Origin of the sequence: Croceitalea dokdonensis DOKDO 023, from assembly GCF_001306415.1 — a bacterium.
Classification (GTDB): domain Bacteria; phylum Bacteroidota; class Bacteroidia; order Flavobacteriales; family Flavobacteriaceae; genus Croceitalea; species Croceitalea dokdonensis.
In genome coordinates, this window is sequence record NZ_LDJX01000003.1 from 167,268 (window position 1) to 192,505 (window position 25,238).

General features: G+C 39.2%; 20 protein-coding genes. 19 read left to right on the plus strand and 1 reads right to left on the minus strand.

Annotated features, from left to right (window positions below):
• The first annotated feature begins 114 nt into the window (after positions 1–114).
• The 13 genes from I595_RS07740 to I595_RS07800 all read left to right on the plus strand — a co-directional run bounded on the left by I595_RS07740 (position 115) and on the right by I595_RS07800 (position 15,626).
• Positions 115–1,536 (plus strand): acyl-CoA thioesterase/bile acid-CoA:amino acid N-acyltransferase family protein, encoded by a 1,422-nt coding sequence (locus I595_RS07740; RefSeq protein ID WP_172675919.1) that lies wholly within the window; start codon positions 115–117, stop codon positions 1,534–1,536.
• Between the two features lie 181 nt (positions 1,537–1,717).
• Positions 1,718–2,305 carry a TetR/AcrR family transcriptional regulator gene (locus I595_RS07745; protein WP_054558860.1) on the plus strand — a complete coding sequence of 196 codons (588 nt, stop codon included), beginning with the start codon at positions 1,718–1,720 and terminating at the stop codon, positions 2,303–2,305.
• Between the two features lie 102 nt (positions 2,306–2,407).
• A complete protein-coding gene (locus I595_RS07750; protein WP_172675920.1) occupies positions 2,408–4,891 on the plus strand; it encodes a TonB-dependent receptor in 2,484 nt (827 codons plus the stop codon).
• A gap of 17 nt (positions 4,892–4,908) precedes the next feature.
• Positions 4,909–6,384, plus strand: coding sequence for an amidohydrolase family protein (locus tag I595_RS07755; protein ID WP_054558862.1), 1,476 nt, complete (start codon positions 4,909–4,911; stop codon positions 6,382–6,384).
• A 139-nt stretch (positions 6,385–6,523) separates the two neighbouring features.
• Positions 6,524–7,906 carry an NRAMP family divalent metal transporter gene (locus I595_RS07760; RefSeq protein WP_054558863.1) on the plus strand — a complete coding sequence of 461 codons (1,383 nt, stop codon included), beginning with the start codon at positions 6,524–6,526 and terminating at the stop codon, positions 7,904–7,906.
• On the plus strand, positions 7,897–8,088 hold the full coding sequence (locus I595_RS07765) for a hypothetical protein (RefSeq protein ID WP_054558864.1): 192 nt from the start codon (positions 7,897–7,899) through the stop codon (positions 8,086–8,088). The genes I595_RS07760 and I595_RS07765 overlap by 10 nt, the downstream gene beginning before the upstream one ends.
• A 10-nt stretch (positions 8,089–8,098) precedes the next feature.
• Entirely contained in the window at positions 8,099–8,515 is a 417-nt protein-coding gene (locus tag I595_RS07770) for a PaaI family thioesterase (RefSeq protein WP_054558865.1), read from the plus strand.
• 27 nt (positions 8,516–8,542) lie between these two features.
• Positions 8,543–9,550 carry a zinc-binding dehydrogenase gene (locus tag I595_RS07775; RefSeq protein ID WP_054558866.1) on the plus strand — a complete coding sequence of 336 codons (1,008 nt, stop codon included), beginning with the start codon at positions 8,543–8,545 and terminating at the stop codon, positions 9,548–9,550.
• A gap of 5 nt (positions 9,551–9,555) precedes the next feature.
• On the plus strand, positions 9,556–11,100 hold the full coding sequence (locus tag I595_RS07780) for a class I adenylate-forming enzyme family protein (RefSeq protein WP_054558867.1): 1,545 nt from the start codon (positions 9,556–9,558) through the stop codon (positions 11,098–11,100).
• 153 nt (positions 11,101–11,253) lie between these two features.
• Entirely contained in the window at positions 11,254–12,099 is an 846-nt protein-coding gene (locus I595_RS07785) for a VOC family protein (RefSeq protein ID WP_054558868.1), read from the plus strand.
• A gap of 4 nt (positions 12,100–12,103) precedes the next feature.
• A complete protein-coding gene (locus I595_RS07790) occupies positions 12,104–13,225 on the plus strand; it encodes an aminotransferase class I/II-fold pyridoxal phosphate-dependent enzyme (protein WP_054558869.1) in 1,122 nt (373 codons plus the stop codon).
• Entirely contained in the window at positions 13,222–14,385 is a 1,164-nt protein-coding gene (locus I595_RS07795) for a cysteine desulfurase family protein (protein ID WP_054558870.1), read from the plus strand. The genes I595_RS07790 and I595_RS07795 overlap by 4 nt, the downstream gene beginning before the upstream one ends.
• Entirely contained in the window at positions 14,385–15,626 is a 1,242-nt protein-coding gene (locus tag I595_RS07800) for a sialidase family protein (RefSeq protein ID WP_172675922.1), read from the plus strand. The genes I595_RS07795 and I595_RS07800 overlap by 1 nt, the downstream gene beginning before the upstream one ends.
• A 193-nt stretch (positions 15,627–15,819) precedes the next feature.
• On the opposite strand, the gene I595_RS07805 is transcribed toward I595_RS07800, so the two are convergent.
• Positions 15,820–17,040: a site-specific integrase gene (locus I595_RS07805; RefSeq protein ID WP_054559105.1), complete on the minus strand. Its 1,221-nt coding sequence runs from the start codon at positions 17,038–17,040 to the stop codon at positions 15,820–15,822.
• Positions 17,041–17,817: 777 nt separating this feature from the next.
• Here I595_RS07805 and I595_RS07810 point away from each other — a divergent pair.
• The 6 genes from I595_RS07810 (at position 17,818) to I595_RS07835 (ending at position 25,238) form a co-directional block, all read left to right on the plus strand.
• Positions 17,818–19,176 carry a sodium/glutamate symporter gene (locus I595_RS07810; protein WP_054558872.1) on the plus strand — a complete coding sequence of 453 codons (1,359 nt, stop codon included), beginning with the start codon at positions 17,818–17,820 and terminating at the stop codon, positions 19,174–19,176.
• Between the two features lie 243 nt (positions 19,177–19,419).
• Positions 19,420–21,036, plus strand: a complete 1,617-nt coding sequence (locus I595_RS07815; RefSeq protein WP_054559106.1) for a glutamate synthase-related protein — start codon at positions 19,420–19,422, stop codon at positions 21,034–21,036.
• A gap of 40 nt (positions 21,037–21,076) precedes the next feature.
• Positions 21,077–21,547 carry an outer membrane beta-barrel protein gene (locus tag I595_RS07820; RefSeq protein WP_054558873.1) on the plus strand — a complete coding sequence of 157 codons (471 nt, stop codon included), beginning with the start codon at positions 21,077–21,079 and terminating at the stop codon, positions 21,545–21,547.
• A 26-nt stretch (positions 21,548–21,573) separates the two neighbouring features.
• Complete coding sequence (locus I595_RS07825) at positions 21,574–23,526, plus strand: thiamine pyrophosphate-binding protein (protein WP_054558874.1); 1,953 nt, start codon at positions 21,574–21,576, stop codon at positions 23,524–23,526.
• A 237-nt stretch (positions 23,527–23,763) separates the two neighbouring features.
• Complete coding sequence (locus tag I595_RS07830) at positions 23,764–24,210, plus strand: hypothetical protein (RefSeq protein ID WP_054558875.1); 447 nt, start codon at positions 23,764–23,766, stop codon at positions 24,208–24,210.
• A complete protein-coding gene (locus tag I595_RS07835; RefSeq protein WP_054558876.1) occupies positions 24,210–25,238 on the plus strand; it encodes a Rieske 2Fe-2S domain-containing protein in 1,029 nt (342 codons plus the stop codon). The genes I595_RS07830 and I595_RS07835 overlap by 1 nt, the downstream gene beginning before the upstream one ends.

The following is a 25,238-nucleotide window of genomic DNA, read 5'->3' on the forward strand; positions in this document are numbered from 1 at the left end:
GGGAATATGGATAATATGCTAACCAGAATGCTCTAATCACATAAACCAAAAATGAATATGACTAAGGTAAATGAGCATTTTTTTCATTTAAACTTTAAAAATTTAAATAGTATTATGAGAATTTGGATTATCCTAATGTTAGCAATAGTAAGTCCAATTTTAAATTTTGCTCAGGCAAATCAGGAGGGGTTACAACTACATATTTCTCCCGCGGAACGCCTCTTAACGGATTCTGCCAAAGTCATCATTACAGGAGCGCCACCTGGAGCGGAGATTACACTCCTGGCAACTTTAAAGGATAACGGCGGACAGACGTGGTCATCAAGGGCTATTTATTATGCTAATCGTGATGGCTCAGTAGATTTATCAAAAGATGCTTCATTGGCCGGAACCTATCAGGGTGTGGACAACGAAGGTATTTTTTGGTCCATGCAGCCAGCAACTTTAGAAGAGCTGGGTAATATGGGTATGAGCGAACAAAATATTGACCACCCTCGTCGCATACCTGATTTTGATTCATGGAATGCTGCTTATTCTACCTTCAAGAATGGCGTGGACATTGTGTTCAAAGCAAAAATCACAGGAGCAGTCGCTTCATCTTTTCCAAAAGTGGTGATAGGCAAACAACATATACAGTGGGTGAAAAGAGGAGTGAAAAGGATAGAGATCAAGGAAGGTGGATTACGAGGTGTTTTGTACGAGGCTGGCGGAGAGGGTCCCCAGCCCATTGCGCTCGTGGTTACAGGTTCAGGAGGCGGAGCTTATGAAAACAAAGCTGCCGTATTGGCCTCCAATGGCATCACGGCCTTTGCTTTGGCACATTTCAATTATTCGGATAGGCCAAAAGAGTTAAAAAATATACCGTTGGAGTATTTTGAAAGTGCTTTGGATTGGTTATCCAAACGTTATGATTTGGAACGCATTGCCCTATTTGGTGACTCACGGGGTGGCGAGGGTGTCCTATTAATAGCCTCAACATTTCCCGACAAAGTTTCCGTAGTAGTGGCTGGGGTGCCTTCAAACGTGGTCTGGAGTGGCTATTATGGAGTTCCTTCGTGGACATTGGAAAATCAAGCTTTACCACATATCCCGTGGGATTTTAAATTAAGGGAAAGCGATATATCACCAAATTCCATGGAAGCGAGGGACTTATTCTTGAAAGGCATGACTTCATATGACTTCGATGACCCGCACTGGATTCCAGTCGAAAAAATTCAATCACCAATACTGCTTGTGTCTGGTGATGCAGATGCCATTTGGCCATCCAGTATAGCTTCTGAAAAAATAGTGGAGCGTCTTAAGAAAAGGAGATTCAATTTTCCGGTTGAACATCTGGAATACAAAGGTGCCGGTCATCAAGTTACATTTCCTATGTTGGTCAAAGGTAGATTGACACAGATGGAAGAAAAGAATAACATTTCATTGACCTTAGGGGGCACACCACAAGGCAACGCGAGGGCCCAAACAGATGCCTTCCAAAGAATATTGAGTTTCATCAAACATTATGCCAAAACAAATTCTTCCGTTAATGAGTGATAATTCATTTGAAATATCGTCAATATTGATTACGATAACTCCTTTATAAATGACGGATATACAGAATAGGGAGTTCAAGTTGAAAATTGGCAGAACATATTGTAGATAGATGAATTTCTGATAAAAATTTTGATATCCCAACATTTTTTTTATTTTTGAATGAATAGTCATTCAATAAAAGATGCCAAGAACACTTGAACAGAATAAAAAAATTAAAGAAGCCTCCAAAAAGCGCATTATGGAAGCTGCTTTAAAAGTCTTTGGGGAATATGGTTTTGATGGCGCCTCCGTAAGTCAAATAGCTAGAGAGGCAGGTATAAGTACCGGTTTAATGTACAACTATTTTGCGAGTAAGGATGATTTGGTCTTGACTATCGTGGATGACTTTTTAGAACATCATTTTGGCGAATGGGGAAAGAAAATTTCCGATGCTCAAACACCTTATGACAAACTGGTTGTAGCTGTTGACCGATACGTCATACCGCTACAGGAAGATGTAAACAAATGGCGATTGATTAGGGAGTTGTCAGTGAGAAAGGAATTCAAGGATGAGTTTTGGAATATTGTCTCTCCTATCAGAAATGTTTACGCAAAACAATTGGAAAGTCTCTATCTGCAATTAGGAGAAGACCCAGTTAAAGGATTCTGGGGCCTCCAGACTTTCCTCGAAGGAGTCGCGAGTTGTTATTGTAGCTACGGAGAAAAATATCCAATTCAGCAAATAAGAAATCAATACTTAAAGGGATATAGACAAAAGCTTTACGAGTGATAATGGAAAGGGGGTTCAATGTTCCACCATCCAAACCCCCAATACCTTGTATCAATTACTAACGTGAATTACTAACTAATACTTTTTAAAATGACCACAAAAATGGAAAAATTTACAGAGAAAACGAAATCGTGTGTATTTCAGGTTCGAAAAAAGGCAAGTTTTCTACTGAGTGCTTTACTGCTAATCTTCTTTAATTTGGCTTATGGAAATAAAAGCCCTTTGCCAGCACAACAGCAGGTAACGATTTCTGGAAAAATAAGTGATTCCAATACTGGGGAGCCATTGGCAGGAGCCAATGTAGTTTTGATGGGCGGTACACAAGGTACTACGGCAGATTTTGATGGTAATTATAGTTTCACCATTACTTCGCAAGATGATGCTGTTCAGTTAGAGGCCAGTTATATCGGGTATGCTACTAAGGTGACCTCGGTAAATATAACCGGAGCCTCGGTTACCGTAAACTTTTCATTGAACCAATCGGCTCAAGCGCTCGGAGCCGTAGTGGTTACCGCAAACAAACGTGGTGAACGTCTACAAGATGTTCCCAGTTCAGTTCAAGCCCTTACCAGCGAGACTGTTGAACAAATTGGAATACGCGATATCAACGAAGTATTGGCCTTTGTGCCGGGGGCTTCTGAAGACCTATCGTTTGGAGCCGGTCTAAGACAGTACCAGTTGAGGGGTATTCCCCAAGGTCCTGGCGACCCTACCATAGGGTATTACGTAGATGACATCCCTTTTAATTTTTTTGGTTTTCGCTGGGCACCTTTAGGTAGAACCTTTGACGTGAGTCGCGTAGAAGTGCTGAGGGGCCCCCAAAGTACCTTGTACGGTGCGGGAGCAATGGGTGGTGTTATAAAGTTTGTGACTAATAAACCCAATTTGTATGAATTCGGCGGAAAAGCGGTTGCTGGTTTGACCACTTTGGCGGATGGGGATTCAGGTTATTATACTGATTTGGCATTGAACGTACCTATTATTAAAGAAAAATTAGCAATTCGACTTACCGGAAGTTTAGAGCAAATTGGAGGTTACGCAGATAACAATCCAGAATTATTGCAAGAAGACTTTGCAAAGAATATAAATGAGGCAGATATATCGCAGTTCAGGGCTCAATTGCTATACCAGCCCACAGAGAACTTCCAGATAAGAGCATCTTATTATAGGAACGAGAATGAACAGGATGGTGGTACGTTTCTGTCTGAGCTTGACCCCGAAATTTTATTGGGTTCAAAAAATGACATAGCCAGAGCAAATTGGGAAGTTTTCTCAGGTACCTTACAATATGATTTTAGTTTCGCTACCCTTACTTCGACATTTAGCTCAATAAATGTGGAATCAACAGTTTCTACAAGTCTGTTTTTAGGTGATGTATTCGGCACGGGAGAACCTCTGGGTTTGTTGACCTCATTTAGTGACAACAATGTTAAAGGCTTCAATCATGAGACTAGAATAACTTCAAGGGGGGATGGTCCTTTTAAATGGCTTGGTGGCTTCTATTTTGTAGAATCGGATGCTACATTCGATTCCTTTATTGTTCCCGAACTAGCGTTCTTCCCTCCCTCAGAGTCCCTTTCACAATCCGTATCACCCTCATTTTTTGGAGAGGTTTCCTATGGATTTTTGGATAATAAATTGGTTGCGCTTGCGGGCTTGAGAACCTTTAGAGATCGTCGAACTTTTACCGAAGACTTTATCTCATTTACTGCCGATGGTGCTGTGCCAGTAACGGACCAGCAGCAAAACACCTTTACTAGTATCAATCCACGATTAAACCTTTCTTATCAACCTAATGAAAACACCAATTTCTATATTAATGCCGCCAAAGGATTTAGAGGCGGACAATTCAACAGCAATGCCGTTGTTGCGGAACATACTGCTTTTGGCTTACCGGCATCCAACCTTATAGAATCCGATGAGATTTGGAGTTATGAAGTTGGTTCTAAACTATCATTGGCAGAAAATCAAGTTTCGGTTGAGCTTGCAGCCTATAGACAGAATTGGAGTAATGCCATTCTTCAATTTGCCGTGGTATCTTTTGCCGACTATAATGTAGGAGACGTATTGGGGCAAGGTATCGATTTAGGAGTGGCCTATGCCCCTGCGAACACCCCATGGACCTTTACCGCAACTGCAAACTTGAACAGTACTGAATTTGATGATATCCGCCCGGAACTTTTGGAAAGCATAGAGGTTCCTTCTGGTGTGGCGGATCCTCCAACTATTGAAGTGCAGCCATTGGGCTTCCAAAATGGTGATGCCTATCCCTTTGTTCCAAACTTCACCTTCGCTGCCAGTATCAATTACAACAAGACGTTTGGAACCAAAGGATGGGGTACCAACAATACTGTCTCCTTCTCACATAGAGGCGAACAGCCTGGTAATGGGGATATTGTATCCGACCCTTTGTCTTTGATGCGTTTACGTCTAGGGGTGACCAAAGATAATTTTGCTATAACCTTATTCGGAAACAATCTGTTCAATGATAGGGATTCTAATTATGCACAACGCACACCTGCATTAACCGCCTTTACACCTACGCTACCAAGACAACTTGGTTTAGAGGTAAGTGTCGGATTTTAATCTTAAAAGCTACCCAAATGACAAAAATTAGAAAAAGTGTACTCGGAATAATTCTGATAGTACTTCTATGGAGCTGTCAATCTGAAAAAACCAAGCAAATTGAGGCCGATTGGCTTATCGCCAATATTACCGTAATAGATGTGGAAACTGGTGATGAATTACCAAATTCCTATGTCGCGATTATCGGGGATAGTATTTCTGCGGTGCTTGATGAGCAGGTTACAATACAGGATACCACCAAGGTAATAGATGGTACCGGAAAATATCTTATACCCAGTTTTTGGGACATGCATGCCCATGTAAGTTTTAACCACAAGTATCAGCAAGGTCTGTTGGTCGCCAATGGAGTTGCAGGCGTTAGAGAAATGTGGGGCAAAATGGATATCATAGACTCGATTAGGCAAGAAACCAAAAAAGGTAACATGATTGCCCCGGAGATCTACACGTCTTCGGCAATAATTGGGGGAGACCCCCCCTACTGGCCAGGTTCCGACATTGTAGGAAACGCAGAACAAGCAAAATCAGTGCTTCAAAACCAAGCTAATGAGGGTGTTGATTTCTTTAAAATATATAGTCTGCTCAACAAAGATGCTTATATGGCTATTGCCGAAGAGAGTAAGCGTTTGGGAATACCTTTCGCGGGACACGTACCTGAATCGGTTTCGCTCTTCCAAGCCATAGATGCGGGACAAGCAACCACCGAACACTTGATGCGATTTATTCCTTCTTGCTCCACCGCTGAGGAGGAATTTTATGGAACCGCTGGCCTGTCCAGCTTTGTAGCTGAAAAGATTGAGCGTTCTTTGGAGACATTTAGCCAAGAAAAGTATGATAGCCTAGTTCAAAAATTAGCCAAAAGTGACACATGGCTAGTTCCTACCATGGTAACGAAAAGGGGTATCGCCATGGCTACTGATACAATTTTGCTTAGCGTTGATCCAGAAATAAATCCTCTAATCAAATTTATGCCTGCCCATTCCGTAGCGGTATGGAAAATGATGCCACAATTTGCCGAAATGAAATTTGGTGATGGTTTTTTTGAAGCCAATAGGAAAAGATATGAAAAGGAAATGAGCCTACTTGGTGATATGCAAGATAAGGGCGTCAAGTTTTTGGTCGGTACCGATTACGCCAATCCACATTGCTATCCTGGTTTTTCAATGCATACAGAGATGCAGCTCTTGGTCGAAGGAGGCTTTAGCCCTTTCGAGGCATTACAGGCAGCCACTTATAATCCCGCCCTCTTTTTCAAAAAAACAAATGAAATGGGTACGGTCGCAGATGGAAAAGTTGCCAATTTAATTTTGCTCAATGGAAATCCGCGTGAAGATATTGGCAATACCGAAACAATAGAGGCTGTTTTTCTTCGTGGCGTTTACATGGACAGGAATCGTTTGGACGGACTAATTGAAGAATCAAGGGCCTTAGCTGAAAAGGAAATCAATGAAGTGGAGTTACCAGGAGGGATGCCTATTCACATGCACATGCACTAATTTTCGTTGGAAATAACAATAAGTTAAGGATATGGTATTAATGCGTTTTACGCGGCTTATTTGATATTGAAAAAACAAGTTTAAGATATTTCGATGAACTCTTATACCTCTATATCCGCCAGTACCTAAAAATGTTTAAATGGAGAAAAACACCCAGAAAAGCGATTCATTAGGTAATCATCCATACGATTTCCCACTTGCGGCTAAAATACCTCAGGAGGTCTTGGATAAAGAAGTGGAAAAACTGGAAGGGCTTAAAACCGCACCACTACATAAAAAGCTTTTAGGCTATGCAAAAATGGGTGGTCCAGGCTTTATGGGCGCTGCGATTACCCTTGGAGCCGGAACTTTGACCGCTTCTATGTTGTCCGGGGCGGAGTTTGGGTATAAGACACTTTGGATTTACTGGGTGGCTATGGGACTCTCCTTGTTCATGATGGCGGCTATGGCTCGTTTCACATCCTTCGGGAAGGAGCCTTTCATAAGAACCCAAAACCGATATCATGGCCGTATCATTGGTTCGTTCCTAACCGCCTTTATAGGTCTAGGCGCTGTAGCGGTCATCTTCAATTCAGGTCAGTACAGTTTGGGTACCAATATTTTGGAAAGTATGACCCCGCTTATTGGGTTTGAGTTTCCACGGCAATACAATTGGGTTGTTTATATGGGCATAACCACTTGGCTGACCCTTAGCTACGGAAAAGGTTCAAAGGGTACTAGGTTGGTTGAAAATTTCATGAAGATTTGCATAGGTATAATGATTTTATGCTTTGGGGCCACCTTGATTTTGGTAGGAATAGACTGGAATCAATTTTTTAAAGGCGTTTTTGTGCCTTGGTTGCCTTCCGGAAGCGCTGGGATTGACCTGTTCATAGCATCTTCCGCAGCTGCGGTCGGAGTGGCCGATTGGATGTTTTTTCATTATTCAGGATTGGCCCGTGGATGGGGGAAAAAACACGAAAGTTTACAACGTTCCGACTTTTCAATGGGCCTTTTCATTCCCTTTGTATTGATAAATTTCTTGGTAGTGGCGGTTTTCGCGCAGACCCTTTATGGCGAAGGCACCATTCCCCAGACTGCTGCGGAGCTTTCCAAGGCGCTTGAACCTTTATTGGGTGCAGATGCTGCAATGTTGGTATTTTATATTGGCTTCTTATCAGTTCCAATATCCTCTAGTGTGGGCCTCGGTATACTTTCCGGACTTGCGTTTCATGAAGCGTTTGGATGGAAAATGGATACCTCTTCCTGGCGTTGGAAATTAACCGTTTTACTTCCCCAATTTGGATTTTTGGCTGTTTGGTATCCCAATCCTGTTTGGCTGGTCATCATAATAGGTGCTTTTCTGTCGTTGACCAACAATGTTGTGGGTTGGTCGGTCTATCTCCTCTTGAACGATAAGAGGGCTTTGGGAGATAAAAGAAGTTCTTCCCGTTTCTGGAACACGGGGGTCTTGATACAAATCACCTTATTGAACATGGTGGCAATTTTATATGTTTTAAATCGATTGGGATTATGGATTTAGATAAAAAGTACGGCTTGGCCACGTTGAGGGTTTGGGGGTTAATTTTAAACTTCATGATGAATTTCTTGACCTTGTTTGGAGCTGCTAATTATTTGCGCGGTGATACGGATGCAACGGTTATGATCGTGGGGATTATCGGGACCATAATTTGTATAACGGTTCTTTCCAAACCCCAAAATTAAAAATGAATACATGGATTTAAAGAAATTATTGCAGAGCTCTCCCTTTCATCGCTTACTCGGATTGAAATGGATTTCCTCAAATATGAACGAGGTCGTATTAGGTGTCGATTACAAGAAAGAATTGGATGGTAGCGACGAAGGAGTGAACATACACGGAGGGGTTATAGCCTCCCTTATTGACGTATCGGCTTGCTTTGCCATGATGAATGCAATTGGTGGTGATGCTCCAAACATGAACTTGGAGGTACATTATACCCTAATGGCGGCCTCGGGAGATTCTTTGAAAGCCACGGCCAAGACACTTAAAGTAGGACGAACAATCGGAATCGCTGATGTCATAGTGACAAATCAAGATGGAAAGCTGATTGCCGTTGGACGTTCCACACTAGCAAACGCAGCACCATCTCGGGATAAATTAACGAAATAGAAATACTAACCTTTAACAAAAAACATAATGAAAGCGATAGTACTGCACCAACACGGCGGCGTCGAAGAATTCAAATTTCAAGAGGTTCCAACACCAGAATTGGGCCCTAAGGATGTAAAGGTAGCCATTAAAGCGGTGAGCCTTAACTTCCTTGATATTCTCGTCCGAAGGGGTAGTCCCGGACTCCATGTAGAATTCCCGCACATTGGAGGTGGCGACATGGCTGGAGAAATAGTTGCCACAGGGAATGGAGTTTCTGAATTCTACGTGGGTCAACGAATTTTGGTTCAAGCCATATATACCCAAGAAAATGGGAGGCCCGCACTTATGGGCGAACAGGGCAACGGAGGACTATGTGAATACATGGTGTTGCCCAAAGAACACATCATACCCATAGCCGATAGCTTAAGCTATGAAGATGCAGCCTGTTTGCCCGTGGCTTATGGAACAGCATGGCGCATGTTGATGACCCGCGGTAAGCTGACCAAAGAAGATAGCATATTTATTTTGGGTGCAGCGGGTGGCGTAGGTACCGGATGCCTCCAAATCGCAAAAATGGTGGGATGCAAGAAGATTTTTGTTGCGGCAGGATCTCAGGAAAAATTGGAATTACTTAAAGAGCTAGGAGCGCATGAATTAATAAATTATAAAGAGGAACCTGAATTTCACAAAGCAATAAGGTCTAGAAATGATGGAAAACCTGTTGATGTAGTTGTAAATTATGTAGGAGGCGAAAGCTGGGCCACAAGTTTAAAATGCCTTAAAAATGACGGTCGTTTGTTAACCTGTGGTGGTGCCGCGGGATATTGGCCCAAAACAGATCTCAGATATATTTTCGGTAAGGAATTGAATATAATCGGTTCCGATGGATGGACCATGCAAGACCTAAAAGATTTGATTAAGGCTACGGAAGAGGGGCGTATCAAACCCGTTATAGATAGTGTGATGCCCTTCTCCAAAATTGCAGAGGCCCACCAGCGGATTGAAAATCGAGAAGTCATTGGAAAAATTGTGCTCACACCTGATTTTGATTGAATAACATGGATGCGATTCAGTCAAATAATTTAGGCACACTTTTTTATGGAGCAGTCCTACTCTATCCTAATAAGGTCGCCATTGTCCAAGATGAACGCTCAATCACATATAGCGAACTTCAACATCGGACGTTAAGACTAAAATCATATTTGACCGAGCTCGGCATAAGGAAAGGAGATAAGGTTGCTATCTTGGCCGAAAATGATTTTCGTTTCGCTGAATGTCTTTTTGGTATTATGCAGGTGGGAGCAATCGCCGTGCCAATCAACATAAAGATGGGTGAAGAAATTCTGGACTATATTCTCGAGAATTCAGAAACCAAGTATTTAATATGTACCAAAACCTTTGAGGATTATGCGAAACACGCAACATCAAATAAATTAGATTTAATAGGCTATTTGATTCTTGATAATCAGGAACTGTATGAGCAAAAAATATATCAAAAAGCACAACTGGATATAGTTGTAAGGGTTGAACCCGAAGATACTGCATTGATTATGTATACCTCGGGATCCACGGGTAAACCAAAAGGTTGTCAACTAACCCATGGTGGAACCCTTTGGATGATAAAAACAACAGTACACAGTTATTTCGTGGACAACACGGATAGTTCTTTGATTACAGGTCCATTATACCATGCCAATGCGCTTTGGTGTACATTTTATCCCATGATATTTTGTGGTGGAACGGTTTACGTTCGTTCTGGTTTTGAAGCGATGGACGCGCTAAAATCCATTGCCAAGTTCAAACCAACCTATATCGCTGGGACACCAGCTATGTTCGCTTTGTTGTTGCGAAAAATTGCTGAGAAGGAAATCCCAAGTTCGTCAATGGCCTGTTTACGTTTTCTGGTCTTTGGGTCAGCTCCTGTTTCACAAAAATTATTGAATGACATCCAAGCTCAATGGGATTGCGATATATTGGAAGGTTACGGTTCCACCGAGGCAGGTATCGTCAGCTGTTTGCCGCGATGGGGAATGAAAAAAATTGGAAGTATAGGCATTCCTTTTAAGGATGTGGAAGTTAAAATCATTGATACCTCTACAGGGGGAGAATGCAAAGTTGGGGAGGTGGGTGAATTGTATATCAAGTCCCCAGCTCTGTTGTCTTGCTATTACAAAAATCCAACGGCTTTCGCAAAAAAGATGAAATCAGGTTGGTTTACATCGAACGATTTGGTCGTGATGGATAGCGATGGCTATCTCTATTTTAAGGGCCGAACCGATGATATGATCAATTGTGGAGGAGAAAATATTTTCCCAAAAGAAGTTGAACAACTGCTGTTGAAACATCCCATGGTAGCGGATGTCGCTGTTCTTCCGGTTAAACACCCACTGAAAGGTAGTGCCCCAGTAGCATGGGTGGTATATAAAGATAGTGAAGAACCATCCGAAAAAGGCATAAAAGATTATGCCCTTGAAAATGGACCGGCGTACGCACATCCTCGACGTGTGTTTTTTATAGATGAACTACCGCTCAATGGAACAAAAAAGGTGAACTACAAAGAGTTGGAAACACTTACCAAAGAAGAATTGCCACATGGACTTTAGCACAAATATTTCAATGGGATTTTTTTATGGGATTTTTGTTATTCCAATAATGATTCAGAAAATCTGTGAGCTTCCAGATAAGCTTCATATTCACATCACAGGATTATTTATTGACAAAACCCAGGTTGGGTACCAATCTAAATATAAAATAAGATGATAAAATCCTTAGACCATTTTGTGCATTTAGTGCTCAACTTGGATAAAGCAAGAGAACACTATATAAAATTAGGATTCAATGTTAGACCAGCATCACAACATTTAGAACTGGGCTCTTCAAACTGCGTGATTCAATTTCCGAAAACCTATTATGAGCTGGTCGACCTTTCTGAGGGTGAAAAATGGTTGAGCGATCCATATCTGAATCGATTTAAGTTAGGTGAAGGCTTGGCACATGTTTCCCTCGATAGTGAGAACCTCGTTTCGGATAGGGCTCGATTAATTGAATTAGGTTATGAGCCCGAGCCAATTGTAAGTGCTAGGAGAAAGATTACCATGCCAGATGGCGCTGTTGATGAAACCGATAGCGACTGTTTTTATGTATGGAGAAAAGACAACCCTTATTTGTCCCTTTTTACCAGTATTCACAATAAACCCGAGACAATATTCATTCCCGAATTCCGTCAACACCCAAATAAAGCCATTGCCTTAAAGGAATTGGTCTTTATTACAACAAGGCTAGAGGAGGATATTGTTTATTTCACGGACCAATATGGCAAATCTCCAGATGAGATTAGTAATGAGGGTTTTAGCTTGGTTGGTAGACGTGGCGATGTTGCTAAAGTGATGACCCCAAGTGTTTTTGCAAAAGAGTATGGTGACATCGCGCATTCAGAATTGGGTCCGTTATCTGGCATTCCCAAAGTAGTTGTATTCAAAAGCCATGATTTATCAAAAACCCAACAGTATTTTGAAAATAGTGGAATTCCGTTTAAAAAGCTGGCAAGCAGTATTGCGGTGCATGAAGATAATGGGATGGGAGCAGCAATGATTTTTACATAATGGTATGAAGCAAATATTAGACCCATATGAAATTACAGGAGGTGGTACGGCCTATGTCTACTTGGATGGTAAACCTTTTTTGAATTTTGGCGGAAATAATTATCTGGCCCTGAATTCAAGAAAGGAACTTAAGCAGGCAGCTTTAAGGGAACTTGAAAAAACCAACGGCTATTCCATGCACTTACCCGATGCCTACGGTGCCAAAGAAGAAGCTTTTATGTCAGTTGAGGAAAAAGCGGCCCTCTTTTTTGACACCGAAGCAGCTGTCTATTTACCTTCGGGGTATTTCATTGCACACGCTGCGATGTCGGGTCTAGAGGGCCTATATGATGCCATTGTCATTGATGAATTGGCCCATTGGTGTACACAGGATGCTGCAAATTTATCGGGCCATCCCGTTCTCTATTTCAAGCATAACGACCTCAAAGACCTGGAAAAGGTATTAACAGATTTACCAGCTAGTTATAGGCCTCTGATTGCAACGGATGGATGTTTTGCTACAACGGGAGAGATTCCACCAATCAATGTTTATGAAAAACTGGCCAAAGAAAAAATGGGTGTCGTATATGTCGACGAATCACATTCCATTGGCGTAGTGGGGGAAAATGGTCGTGGTGCAAAGGAGTTCTGCAGGGCTGGTGATAGTGTTCATGTTGGTGCTACGTTGAGTAAAGGGATTTGCGGCCAAGGTGCGGTATTCATCGGCACTCATGAAATGGTCAAAAAAGCAAAAACTTCTACGGTTTTAAGGGGTTCTTCAAAAGGGTCTCCCATCTCTGCCGCGGTATCCGCAACGGCCTTGGAAATTGTTAGGAAAAATCCGAAACTGGTAAAAAGTCTTTACGACAAGACCAAATATTTAAAAAGTAAGTTAAGTGTTGAGTTAGTCAGTGAAAACTCCCCAGCACCAATAGTTTCCTTTTCGCTGGGGAGTTTCAAAAAAAACCGTGCACTTCAAGAATTCTTATTCAAGAGAAACATTTACGTATTACATTCTAACTATATCGCTTCAGGACCGTCAGGTATAATCAGACTTTCCATTTTTGCCGATCATCAAACTAAAGACCTAAATATTTTTATTGAAGCCTTAAACGATTTTTTGAACAAAGATTCTTTTACGAAATGACGAAAGCCAAAACACTTTATTTCGATAATGCGGCAACTACGATGATGCGGCCTAAAGTACTATCCTTAATAGCTTATGTAATGAGGGAAAACTATGGAAATCCGTCCTCCGCACATTCTGAAGGTCAAAAGTCAAGGAATATCATTGAGAAGGCAAGAAAAGCCATTGCCAGGGAACTAAGAGCAAAACCTAAAGAAATTATCTTCACATCAGGTGGTACCGAGGCTGACAACATGATTCTTTATACCGCAGTAAAGGACCTCGGCGTTGAAACCTTGATAACAAGCAAGATTGAGCACCATGCGGTTCTAAATACCTGTGAAATGCTGGGGAAGAACTTTGGGGTATCAGTTGAATATGTTGATTTGAATTCCTTTGGAAATATCGACTACAATCATTTGGAACGACTGCTAAAAGCGGATAAGTCGATTAAAATGGTAAGCTTGATGCATGTGAACAACGAAATCGGAAATATTACGGACATTCATGCTGTAGGTGATTTATGTTCAAAACACGGTGCTTATTTTCATTCTGATACGGTACAGTCCATCGGGCATTACAAATTCGATCTGGAAAATACCCCTATTGACTTCTTGACCGCTTCGGCACATAAATTCCATGGTCCAAAGGGAGTTGGTTTTGCATACGTCAGGACGGGTATTCCCATTTCGGGAATGATATTTGGTGGATCACAAGAATCTGATCTTAGGGCCGGTACGGAATCCTTACATAACATAGCTGGCATGCATTGTGCTTTTGACATTGCTTATAAAAATCTTTCCATTGAAAGAGCTCATGTGCAAGGTTTGAAAGAATATTTCATTGAAGGATTGATAACCAACATTCCGGAGATTTCTTTTAATGGCCTTTCTTCTGATATCACAAGAAGTACCTACACCTTGTTAAACGTAAGCCTGCCGTTAGAACATTCAAGAGCGGCCATGGTAATGTTCCAATTGGACATGAAAGGAATTATCTGTTCAAAGGGTAGCGCATGTTCAAGTGGTAGTTCAAAAAGTTCCCATGTCTTAGAGCAAATTTTACCTGAAGGTGAATTAAGCAAGCCATCCTTACGCTTTTCATTGTCATATCAAAATACCAAAGAAGAAATCGATTTCCTTATAAAGGAACTCTCAGAAATTTTAAAATCCATAGCATGATGAAAAAATTAATCGCAGTGTTGATTCTAGGTTATTTGTCCATAAGTGTACGTGGTCAAGACTCCTTAAACTTGAAGATAGCCGAACAGGTTGAAGTAATTGAACACCTTGTTAGGGAGCCCATGTTTGTTGAACATCCTTCCGGGAGTTTATTTGTTAGTGGTTATAGCAATAAGACAGCCACTCCCCACTTGTGGCGCAGTGATGATAAGGGTAAAACATGGAATATATTGGATGTTGGTACCCAATCAGAAGGTGCCGATGGAAATTCGGATGTTGATCTTGCTGTAGATAGCCAAGGTACTCTGTATTTTATCACAATGCGTTACACGACTTTTCCAGAGAACATGGATGATTTTGATTTCATGAAAGCTAAAGGAAAACATATAGCCGTTGGTGTTAGTAAAGATGAAGGCAGTTCTTGGAAATGGAAATATATTTCTAAAGAGGATTATGATGACCGGCCATGGATAGTTGTGGATTCGGACCATGGAGCACATATCATCTGGAACAATAATAAAGGAGTACATTATGTCAAGAGCAAGGATCAGGGAGAAACCTGGTCGGAAAAAATGACCATTTCCCCCAAAGGTGGTTCTAGTCATTTTGCAGCAGGCGAAAATGGTCTTCTTGCTGTACGTGTTTCAGCCTTATCAGCTTCAGCTACAATTTATAGTTCAGGCACTGATTTTGTCAGTATAAGTAAGGACAATGGCGACACATGGAATTCGGTAAAATTACCCGGCAAACGTTCTTGGAAAGGAGAAAGGTCAAATGGGGTGGATCGATGGGTCGATCCATTAGCTTGGGATGATAATGACATACTATATCATATGTGGTCAGAAAATCAAACCCTTTACCTTGGTGTGTCTGAGGACTACGGGCAAAACTGGAATATTATTGAAGTCCTAAAAAATGAAGACCAATTGTATTTCCCCTTTTTAAGCATTAAGAACGGTACTTTGGCTTTCTCATGTCTTTCTGGATATGATAACGATATACGTCATCATGCCGGGGTGATAAATCTCGTTGGAAACGAATACAATGTAAGTGCAATTGAGCCATTAAAATTAGAGAATCTTAAGGGAAGGTTTGGTTCGGATACGCTGTCCCACGGTGGTGAATACTTTCCAATTCAAGTTTTGAAGGATGGTGACCTTGGAATGGTAACTACAATCCAGGACTATGGTAAAAATCAACTTGGGTTCACTTGGTGGAGATTGAAAATAGAATTGGATTGAGGTTTTTTAAGAAATATTGGGTCCTTATCATGTATTTTGCAATGTAAAACATATTGCATAAAAAAAATCGAATGAGGATTTAACTCAAGGTCCATATTTGTTTCTTAAAAAGAACGTTTTATGGAACTACAGAAAATTGGATATTATTTTTCCTATTGCCGATAGATATTTAGAAGAAAGGTTTATAATCAATTTATAAGGAGTTCAATTCTAACTGATAGGAATCGAGTATGTTGTTTGGTAAGGACTTGAGGTAAATTTGTGTTGTACTTAACTTATTGTGACCCATCATAGCGGAAATTGCCTCTAAAGGAACTTTTTTGAACATAGCATGTGTTGCAAAACTATGTCTGGATACATAGGAGGTCAAACGTTCTTCAATACCACACTTTTTAGCTATTTCTTTCAGCCCAACATTATATCTTCTAAGTTCCCATTGAGCATCTTTGTATTGTAACTCTATTGTGTCCCTATAGATTATAGGTAATAAAAAACCAGATGGATTAGGATTTTCCAGATAGTATTGAATTATGGGTTTAATCTGATTTGTAATGATTATATCATAGCGCTTTCCTGTTTTCCGTCTTTGGAATTTAACACGACCATCGATTATATTATCTCTTTTTAGAAATGCCATATCAATAAAGGACATACCCAACATAAGATAGGAAAGAATAAAATAATTACGATAGTGAAAAAAATTGGAACCTATCTCAGTTTTCATTTCAAGTATTTTCTTTATGTTTTCAATCTTAATAGCTCTTTTTTCAGTCGGCTTGGTTTTGATTGTATAGTATTTAAAAGAATATAGAACTTCATCCACCATGCCCTCCTTGATTCCTTTATTATAAATGGCCTTTATCGTTCTCATATATGATGCAATTCCATTAATGGTATTGCCTGGTTTCGATAAATGGTGCCTTTCAAACCGTTTTAGGAATTCAAGATTGAGTTCATTGAATTTTAAATCTCGGTTATTGGTAAACACCTTTAGTCTTCCTATAATTCCGGAATAGTTTCTGGCGGTGCCAATCCTTTTTTCTCTTATAAGCTCTTCAGCCTTTTGAAGACCGAACTCATAGAACGAGTTTAACCTTTTTCTATTAACGATTTTATCGGCAATATCTTTTGCGGTAAGTCTGTCCAATTGGTCATTATCGGCCAGTCTATTAATTACTTCTTGTGCCTTGAGTTGTTTTTTTAATAAAAGGGTATTCAACAAGTGAACCGAATCAACATCTGGAAAATTTCTTTTTACTTTGCATCTGTGATTATCCCAATATTCCTCTGGCACATAATGGCCTGTTTTTATCGAAGTAGTTTTTCTGAAATGGGTAAGCCTCAAAATAATAGGAAAACATCCATTTTGGGTCATTCTACGGGTGTCCAAACTTAGTTTTATACTCGTGTTCATGAACATAAGTTATAAAAAAATTTGCACGCAATTTGCACGCAAAAACTTGGTTTCAATTGATTTGATTTGACTACAAGAATTATTAAATACTTGATATTCAATAAAATATGTAATTTTTAAAATTTGCTTATACCCCATTTGGCGACGCTGTTAAAATTCAACAAAGAGGCACAAATATTATTTTTTGCGACAAAATTCTCCATTGTTTACAGGGGTTTCCTCTCCTTTTGTCGCAATTACTAAAAAATTACATTTTGTTTATTTTATAATTATATGATATTCAGTTAATTAAACAGAGTAACATCGCTTTAGCGTGTTACCCTCTTGCTTTACATTCTTAGTCCTGCAAGTAGGACAAAAATTGCAAACCTAAAGTGCCTTTCACATCAATCATATTAAACCAAAACAGTCAAAATTTCTTTGACTCATAATATTTAGAGAAAATCAGATCAGAAGAAATATTATATAAATTTATTTGGTATTAATTGAAATCAAAATGTGAAAAGAACTAAAATATGCGTATAAAACCATCCTATAAAAGGGAAATTAGTGAAATACTGAAAGAGTCCACGAATAGTACTCTTGACAAAATACCATTTCTACATTTTGAAATTGTTTAATTTAACAATCATTTTAAATCCGACTATGTGATAGTCAATTTTACTACGGAGACTTTCTTCTTATATTAAATTATACTTAGAAAAGATATTTTTTGCATCAAATTGCAAAACCTATTCTGAATCGCTTAATTTGGATTTTTTAGGTTAAAAGATAAAATTGGAAGAAGGTTTTTTAAACATCAATATTTGGTATGCGGCGCTAATAATTGTCTTCTACCTGTTCAGTCAATCGAAACTATTAAGGAGTCATTCTTCGGTAACCAAGTTTATTCCATCAAGTCTCATCATTGGTCTGGTTGTATCTATTGTAATCAATGCTATTCCCTATAAAATTGAATTTGAGTCATTTTCAACAATTGCATTTCATATTTTCAATTTGAGTGTCATTTCAATGGGATTAACATCAACCGAGAATGATGGAACTAAAACAAAACATAAAACTATTTGGGGCGGAATTTGGATGACTGCAATCTTCACCGCTATTTTATGCCTACAGTCAATAACTGGTTTTGGTAGTGTTACCTTGTTCAATGCTTTTGGTGAGAATAGTTTTTTTGAGGGCTACGGACTTTTATCTGGTCACGGGTTTGCACAAGGTTCAGGGCACTCTATGTCTATAGGTAGTATTTGGGAAAGTAAATACGATTTAAAAGGTGCCATCTCAATAGGATTAACCTTTTCAGCAATCGGGTATTTGATAGCTGTAGTAGTTGGCATACCATTCACGAAATGGTTTTTAATGAAAAGTAATCCGAGCTTAATTCATGAGAAAAATGACGAACCCTTAGTACTTGAAAGTGAAATGGAGGAGAATGGTAGAACAAAAATTTCTGATTATACTTCTAATATTCTTGTTCTTGTAATCATCTATATGTTAAGTATTTTTATTGCTTTCTTCTTGAGAGATGTTGTTTTAAAAGATTGGCTTCAAGAATATAACTTCGCCCAAACCCTTGCTAATATTATTATGGGATTAATTTTTGTCATCGGTTTGGCAATGGCCATTATTTTCAAGGCAATTTTATTTAAAATTAAAGTGAATTCAGTTTTAAATAATCAGATTCAAAAAAGATACACGTCATCATTAATCGATTTATTAATTATATCAACATTCTTGTCAATTAAGTATGCAATTATTTCAGATGTTGGTATTCCAATCATAATGGTAATCGTCTTTAATACCCTGATAACCTGTTTCGCATTCTACATGATTCATAAAAAGAGTAGGGCTAATTACTTGAGTGAAAGAGTAGCGGCTTTATTGGGTACTACATTTGGTTCTTTAGCAAATGGCCTAATTCTCTTAAAAATTTTAGACCCAAAAATTAAGTCTCCTGTGTATTATGAATTGGCTTTAATGAACTTTTATTCAGCATTTACCCTCGGTCATATAATGCTCATCATATTTGCAATAGGCGAATGGAATTACTTAGGCGCTATTACTGGAATCTATTTTATTACTTTGATATTGAGTCTAATTGTAGCTCGTTTCGTTGAAGTGAAATTAAATAATTAGGTTATCCTAAATCTTTATGTAGATCTAAAATAAAATGCTAATGAGTCGTTATCTAATCCTCATTGGTAGTTATGCCAGTTCCCCTTCTAGTGATTTTACTTTCTGTCCATTATACATTTTTCTGCTTGATTAAGAATAATGTACAATCTATTCCGAACAATCTACCTTCCTTAAGATTAAGTAATCTTATAGGTTTGTATGGCTTTAAGGAGCACAACACCCAATCAAATACAAGTTATTACCATGGTAGCAAAGAAGGTAAAAATTGCCCAAATTTCTAATCTTAAAATTAAGGCACCTACACACGCATTAGTAAAAAATACCGATTTGGTGATTACGAAACACGAACACGGTATTTCTGTACTTTATGGACATTGTCTTCATAGAGGTGCTTTGATGTCTGATGGTTATGTTGAAGGCCATAACCTGATATGTGGTGTTCATGGATGGGATTATAGGGTAGATACTGGCGTCTCAGAATATAATAACAAAGAGGTGCTTCATAAATTTCAAGAAATTATTGAAGGTGATGACCTTTATGTTGATGAAAATGAGATTCTTGCATTTGAAAGGGAGAATCCACAGCCATTTGACCGTGAATCGTATTTAGGAACTTATGCAGATACACATCCTGAAGATACGGAACCGTATACCGGTTATATTAAGGAATTGGCCCAAAATGGATTAAAGAACATTGGGCATCACGGATTTTCGGCATCTATGGGGGTTGATAGAAATACCTTACCAAAATGGAACGATATCCAATTTCTTCCAGCTCAATTGGCCACAAGGCCTTTATTGGATGAAGAATCCGTAGCAACAAAAGTGGTGATTGGTCCTAACTCCAAAAAACCACTACACCTAGATATACCACTTTTTGTCTCTGACATGAGTTTTGGGGCATTATCCAAAGAAGCAAAAATAGCATTGTCTAAGGGCGCGGAATTAGCAGGAACAGGAATCTGTTCTGGTGAAGGTGGTATGCTACCAGAAGAACAAGCAAGTAACTCTAAATATTTTTACGAATTGGCATCTGCTCAATTCGGATTTTCTTGGGATAAATTGGATAATGTACAAGCTTTTCATTTTAAAGGAGGTCAAGGTGCAAAAACAGGAACGGGCGGGCATTTACCAGGTAGTAAGGTTAGTGCTGAGATTGCTGAGGTAAGAGGTTTAAAAGAAGGAGAGACAGCTATTTCACCAGCTGCAAATCCTAATTTTCATTCGGTTGAAGATTTTAAAATGTTTGCAGAAAAAGTGCGTGAACGCACTGGAGGGATTCCTATCGGATTTAAAATTGCAGCCAGCCATATTGAAAAAGATATTCAGTTTGCATTGGACGTTGGCGTCGATTATATCATTCTCGATGGTCGTGGAGGCGGAACAGGTTCTGCGCCAACAATTCTGAGAGACCATATTAATGTACCAACTATTCCCGCATTAGCTAGAGCCAGAACATATATGGATAAGGTCGGAGCAAAAGATGTTACTTTAATAATTACAGGCGGTTTACGTGTTGCCGAAGATTTCGCCAAAGCCATGATGCTAGGAGCTGATGCCATAGCGGTATCCAATTCGGCATTACAAGCCATTGGTTGTTTGGGTATGCGGGCTTGTGGAACTAATAATTGTCCTGTTGGTATTGCTACTCAAAAAGAATCGCTACGTAGTCGATTGATTATAGATGCATCTGCAAAACAATTATACAACTATTTTAATGCAACAAATAGTCTCATAAAAGTGGTGGCTAGGGCTTGTGGCTATGATAATATTTCGAAATTCAACACTAATGATTTGTCCACTTTTAATAGAGATATTCATGAACTAACAGGTATCAATTATGCTGGCGTTAAATCATAAGACAATATTGATTCTTTTGTATCTCTTTATGAGCTGCAATATGGTTGCACAAGTAGCACCACCAACCATCATGCCTGGGCTTGCGGCTACATATTCTACTAAACTTGATGCCGTAGGAGTTAATGCGAGATTATATTATGCAGCAGACCATCATTATTGTTTCGGACCAGAAGTGTCTTATTTTAAGAAAACCTTTGAAGAAGGTGAATTATCTTTATTTGAAGCGAATGCCAACCTGCATTACATTATAGATTTAAAAGATGGTTTAGGTTTTTATCCTTTAGGAGGAATCAATTATTCTCAAGAAACAGAAACGCTTAATGATGAAATGGAACAACATTCTAAAGATGCCTTTGGATTAAATGCAGGTGCTGGGTTCCATTATGCTAACGGACGTTTTCTGTTTTTCGCAGAATATAAATATGTTATAAGTGAATTAGATGACCATTTTTTATCCATTGGCGCCTTGATTAACTTTTCATTGGCTAAAGAGCCTAAACAAAAACATTAATAAATAGAAAAAAAAGAAGCTGAACAATGCAGGAGAAAAAAATTATTTGGCATAAAGTATTATCAAACAAAAAGGAGTTACCAGAGGGTCGGGTGAAAACAGTTACTGCTGACCACAAAGGTATTTGTCTTACACATTATAAGAGTAAATTCTCTGCGTTGGACAATCGTTGTCCACATCAAGGTGGTCCATTAGGGGAAGGGTCTATTGAGAACGGTATGCTCCGCTGTCCATGGCATGGCTGGGATTACGACCCGTGTACAGGCCAATCACCAGGAGGCCATGACGATAGTATTGCCACCTTTGCTGTCAAAGAAGAAGATGATGCTATTTACGTTGGTGTTGAAGAAGAGGCGCCACATGAGGAAACCATTTCTGATGTCATGATTGAAACCATGGTGAATTGGGGAGTTAATACGGTTTTTGGAATGGTGGGGCACTCCAATTTAGCAGTTGCGGATGCGATGAGAAGGCAAGAAGAGAAAGGAAATCTAAGATTTTTTGGTATTCGTCATGAAGGTGCTGCTGCCTTTGCAGCTTCGGGCTATGCGAAACTAACGGGTAAGCCGGCGGCTTGTTTTGGTATTGCTGGGCCAGGTGCTACAAATATGTTTACAGGAATGTGGGATGCGAAGGTAGACCGAGCACCTATGCTTGCACTTTCTGGGCAGGTAAATACACAAGTGGTTGGTACTGGTGCTTTCCAAGAAGTTGATTTGGTACATGCATTTTCTAGCGTAGCACAATTCAATCATGCGGCACACTTAAATTCCGACCACAGCGAACTGATGTCTTTGGCTATTAAAAATGCGCTTATTAAAAGAGATGTTTCACATATTACTTTTCCTGATGAAGTGGCATTTACTAAAAAGCCTAAACGCGCAAAAGCACAAACTCCAGAAAATAGAATTACATCGTTTAAGATTGCTCCTCCCAAAGAAATGACGGAAAAGGCGGTGAGCCATATTAAGTCATCCAAACGTCCTGTGATTATTGTAGGTCACGGAGCACGATTTGATATGGAAGCGATAATAGCATATGCAGAAATACTTAATTGTCCCGTAATTACCACCTTTAAAGCGAAAGGTTTAATCGCTGATAACCATGATTTAGGCTGTGGCGTTTTAGGAAGAAGTGGAACACCTATTGCTTCTTGGTTTATGAATGAAGCAGATTTACTCATCGTATTTGGCGCCTCGTTTTCTAATCATACTGGAATTACTCCAAAAAAGCCCATTATTCAAGTAGATTTTGACCCAATGGCCTTGAGTAAATTTCATAAAGTAGATGTAACACTCTGGGGAGAGATTTCCGAAACGATTATGCTTCTTACGGAACAAACAGATGGTAAAACAAAAACCACCGACCAGCGTCCAGAAATTGCAAAGCGTTGGAAATTGTGGAAAGAAGAAAAACGGAGTCGATTAGAAGATTCAAGTGCGATGGGTCTAAGTTCTATTGCTGTTTTTGAAGCGATGAACAAGATAACGCCAAGTAACGCAGTCATTGCGGTTGATGTTGGAAACAACACCTATTCTTTTGGGCGTTATTTTGAACCTAAAAATCAAGCTATCTTGATGTCCGGATATCTAGGGTCAATAGGTTTTGCTTTACCTGCCGCCATTGGAGCTTGGGCTGCTGAAGGACATAAGCGTCCTATATGGTCAGTTTCAGGTGATGGGGGTTTAGGCCAGTATTTAACTGAAATTACGACTTTGGTGAAATACAATATGAACGTAAAACACATCGTATTAAATAACTCGGAGTTAGGCAAGATTGCCAAGGAACAACGTGCTGCCAAAGTTGATGTCTGGCATACATCGTTAAAGAATCCAAGTTTTGCTCTGTTTGCTGAAAATTGCGGTGCTTTGGGAATTAGGGTTGATAAGTTAGAGGATTTAGAACCTGCGATGGAAAAACTCACAAATCATAATGGTCCGGCACTACTAGAAATAATAACCGATGTGAACTTAATATAGGTATAGACAACCCTATTACTGAAATTGTAACAGAAGTGGTATACTCCAAACTCAATCATACATCTAGAACATGATCACTATAATCAACATATTTTTAAATGCTCTCGGAATTTATTTTCTATTGGGATTACTATTCGGATTGTACTTTGTTTTAGCAGGTGCAACCAAAATGGACCCCTTAATGCTAGAAACCAAGAAGAAAGTTCGCTTTCTAATTTTACCAGGTGTCATAGCAACATGGCCTTTACTTATTGGAAAAATATTCAAATCAAAAACGCTTTAATTATGACTTCGGGATTACGAAAAGCACATCGATATATTTGGCTGATTTTAGTAGTAGGTATTCCTATAATCATTGTTTTTGCTATAAAGGACCTGCAATTTACAGATACAAATACAGTGCAAATCACTACTGAAGAGTTTACCAAGAAAAACGCAAAACCAGATTTCGAAAATGAAATCTTTAAGGTAGCTTTTTATCAGAATGATATAGAATTGATTTTAAAGAAACCATTGAAAAATGCTTCTTCTGCAGTCTATGCAATTGATGGTAATAATGTGAAAATGGTTTTAGGCCAATTGACTACCCCTGGAAAATATCAATTTGACGTCAAAAATACCCCTAAGAACATTATGGTTTATGATGAGATAAAAGATAGTTTAATCACCAAAACTAATTTTTAATGGGACTTTCTTATAAAGTAGTTCTTTGGAACAATTACAAAAAAAACTACGATAAAATAATTGTGCTTGGCATGCTAATTTATCTTGTAGCATTTGCCGTACTTACAGTAGTTCTTAATCCAGAGACAACAGTAGAAACCCTTATTCTAAGAGCGTTTGGTTCCTTAGCCATTGTCATGCTGCACATTATATTGGTAATTGGACCATTATGCAGATTAGATAGTAAATTTTTACCGATACTATATAACAGAAGACACTTAGGAGTAAGCATGTTTATAGCGGCCCTGGTTCATGGTGTTTTCGCGATAATACAATTCCATAGTTTGGGAAATGTGAATCCGATTTATGCTGTTTTTACTTCTAATATGGACTATGGCTCACTCACAAATTTCCCTTTTCAGGTTTTAGGTTTTTTAGCGCTGCTGATCCTATTTGTGATGGCATCAACAAGTCACGATTTCTTTTTGGGCAATTTGTCTGCCAAAGTGTGGAAAAGACTGCATATGATGGTGTATATAGCCTATGCGCTGATAATATCACATGTTTTTTTAGGGGCATTTCAGCAAGAAACATCACCATTCACTATCGGTATTTTGATTTTGGGTTTTCTTATTGTAGCTCTATTGCATTTAGTTGCAGCGTATAAAGAGCGTAAGGTTGATGTTGAAAATACAGTTGAAAAAGAAGGATGGTTAGAAGTGTGCAAGATTTCTGAAATTGAAGAAGATAGAGCCAAGATTTTTACCATTGCAAATGAACGAGTCGCTATATTTAAGTATGACGGAAAGCTGTCCGCCATAAACAATGTTTGTAAACATCAGGGTGGGCCTTTAGGTGAAGGTAAAATAATTGATGGTTGTGTAACTTGCCCATGGCACGGATACCAATATTTGCCACATAACGGACAATCGCCACCACCATTTACTGAAAAGGTTGCAACTTATCAATTAAAGGTGGCTGATGAAATGGTTTATATACATCAAGAAGCTTTTGAAGAAGGAACCGAAGTAGAACCCTGTAACTATTAA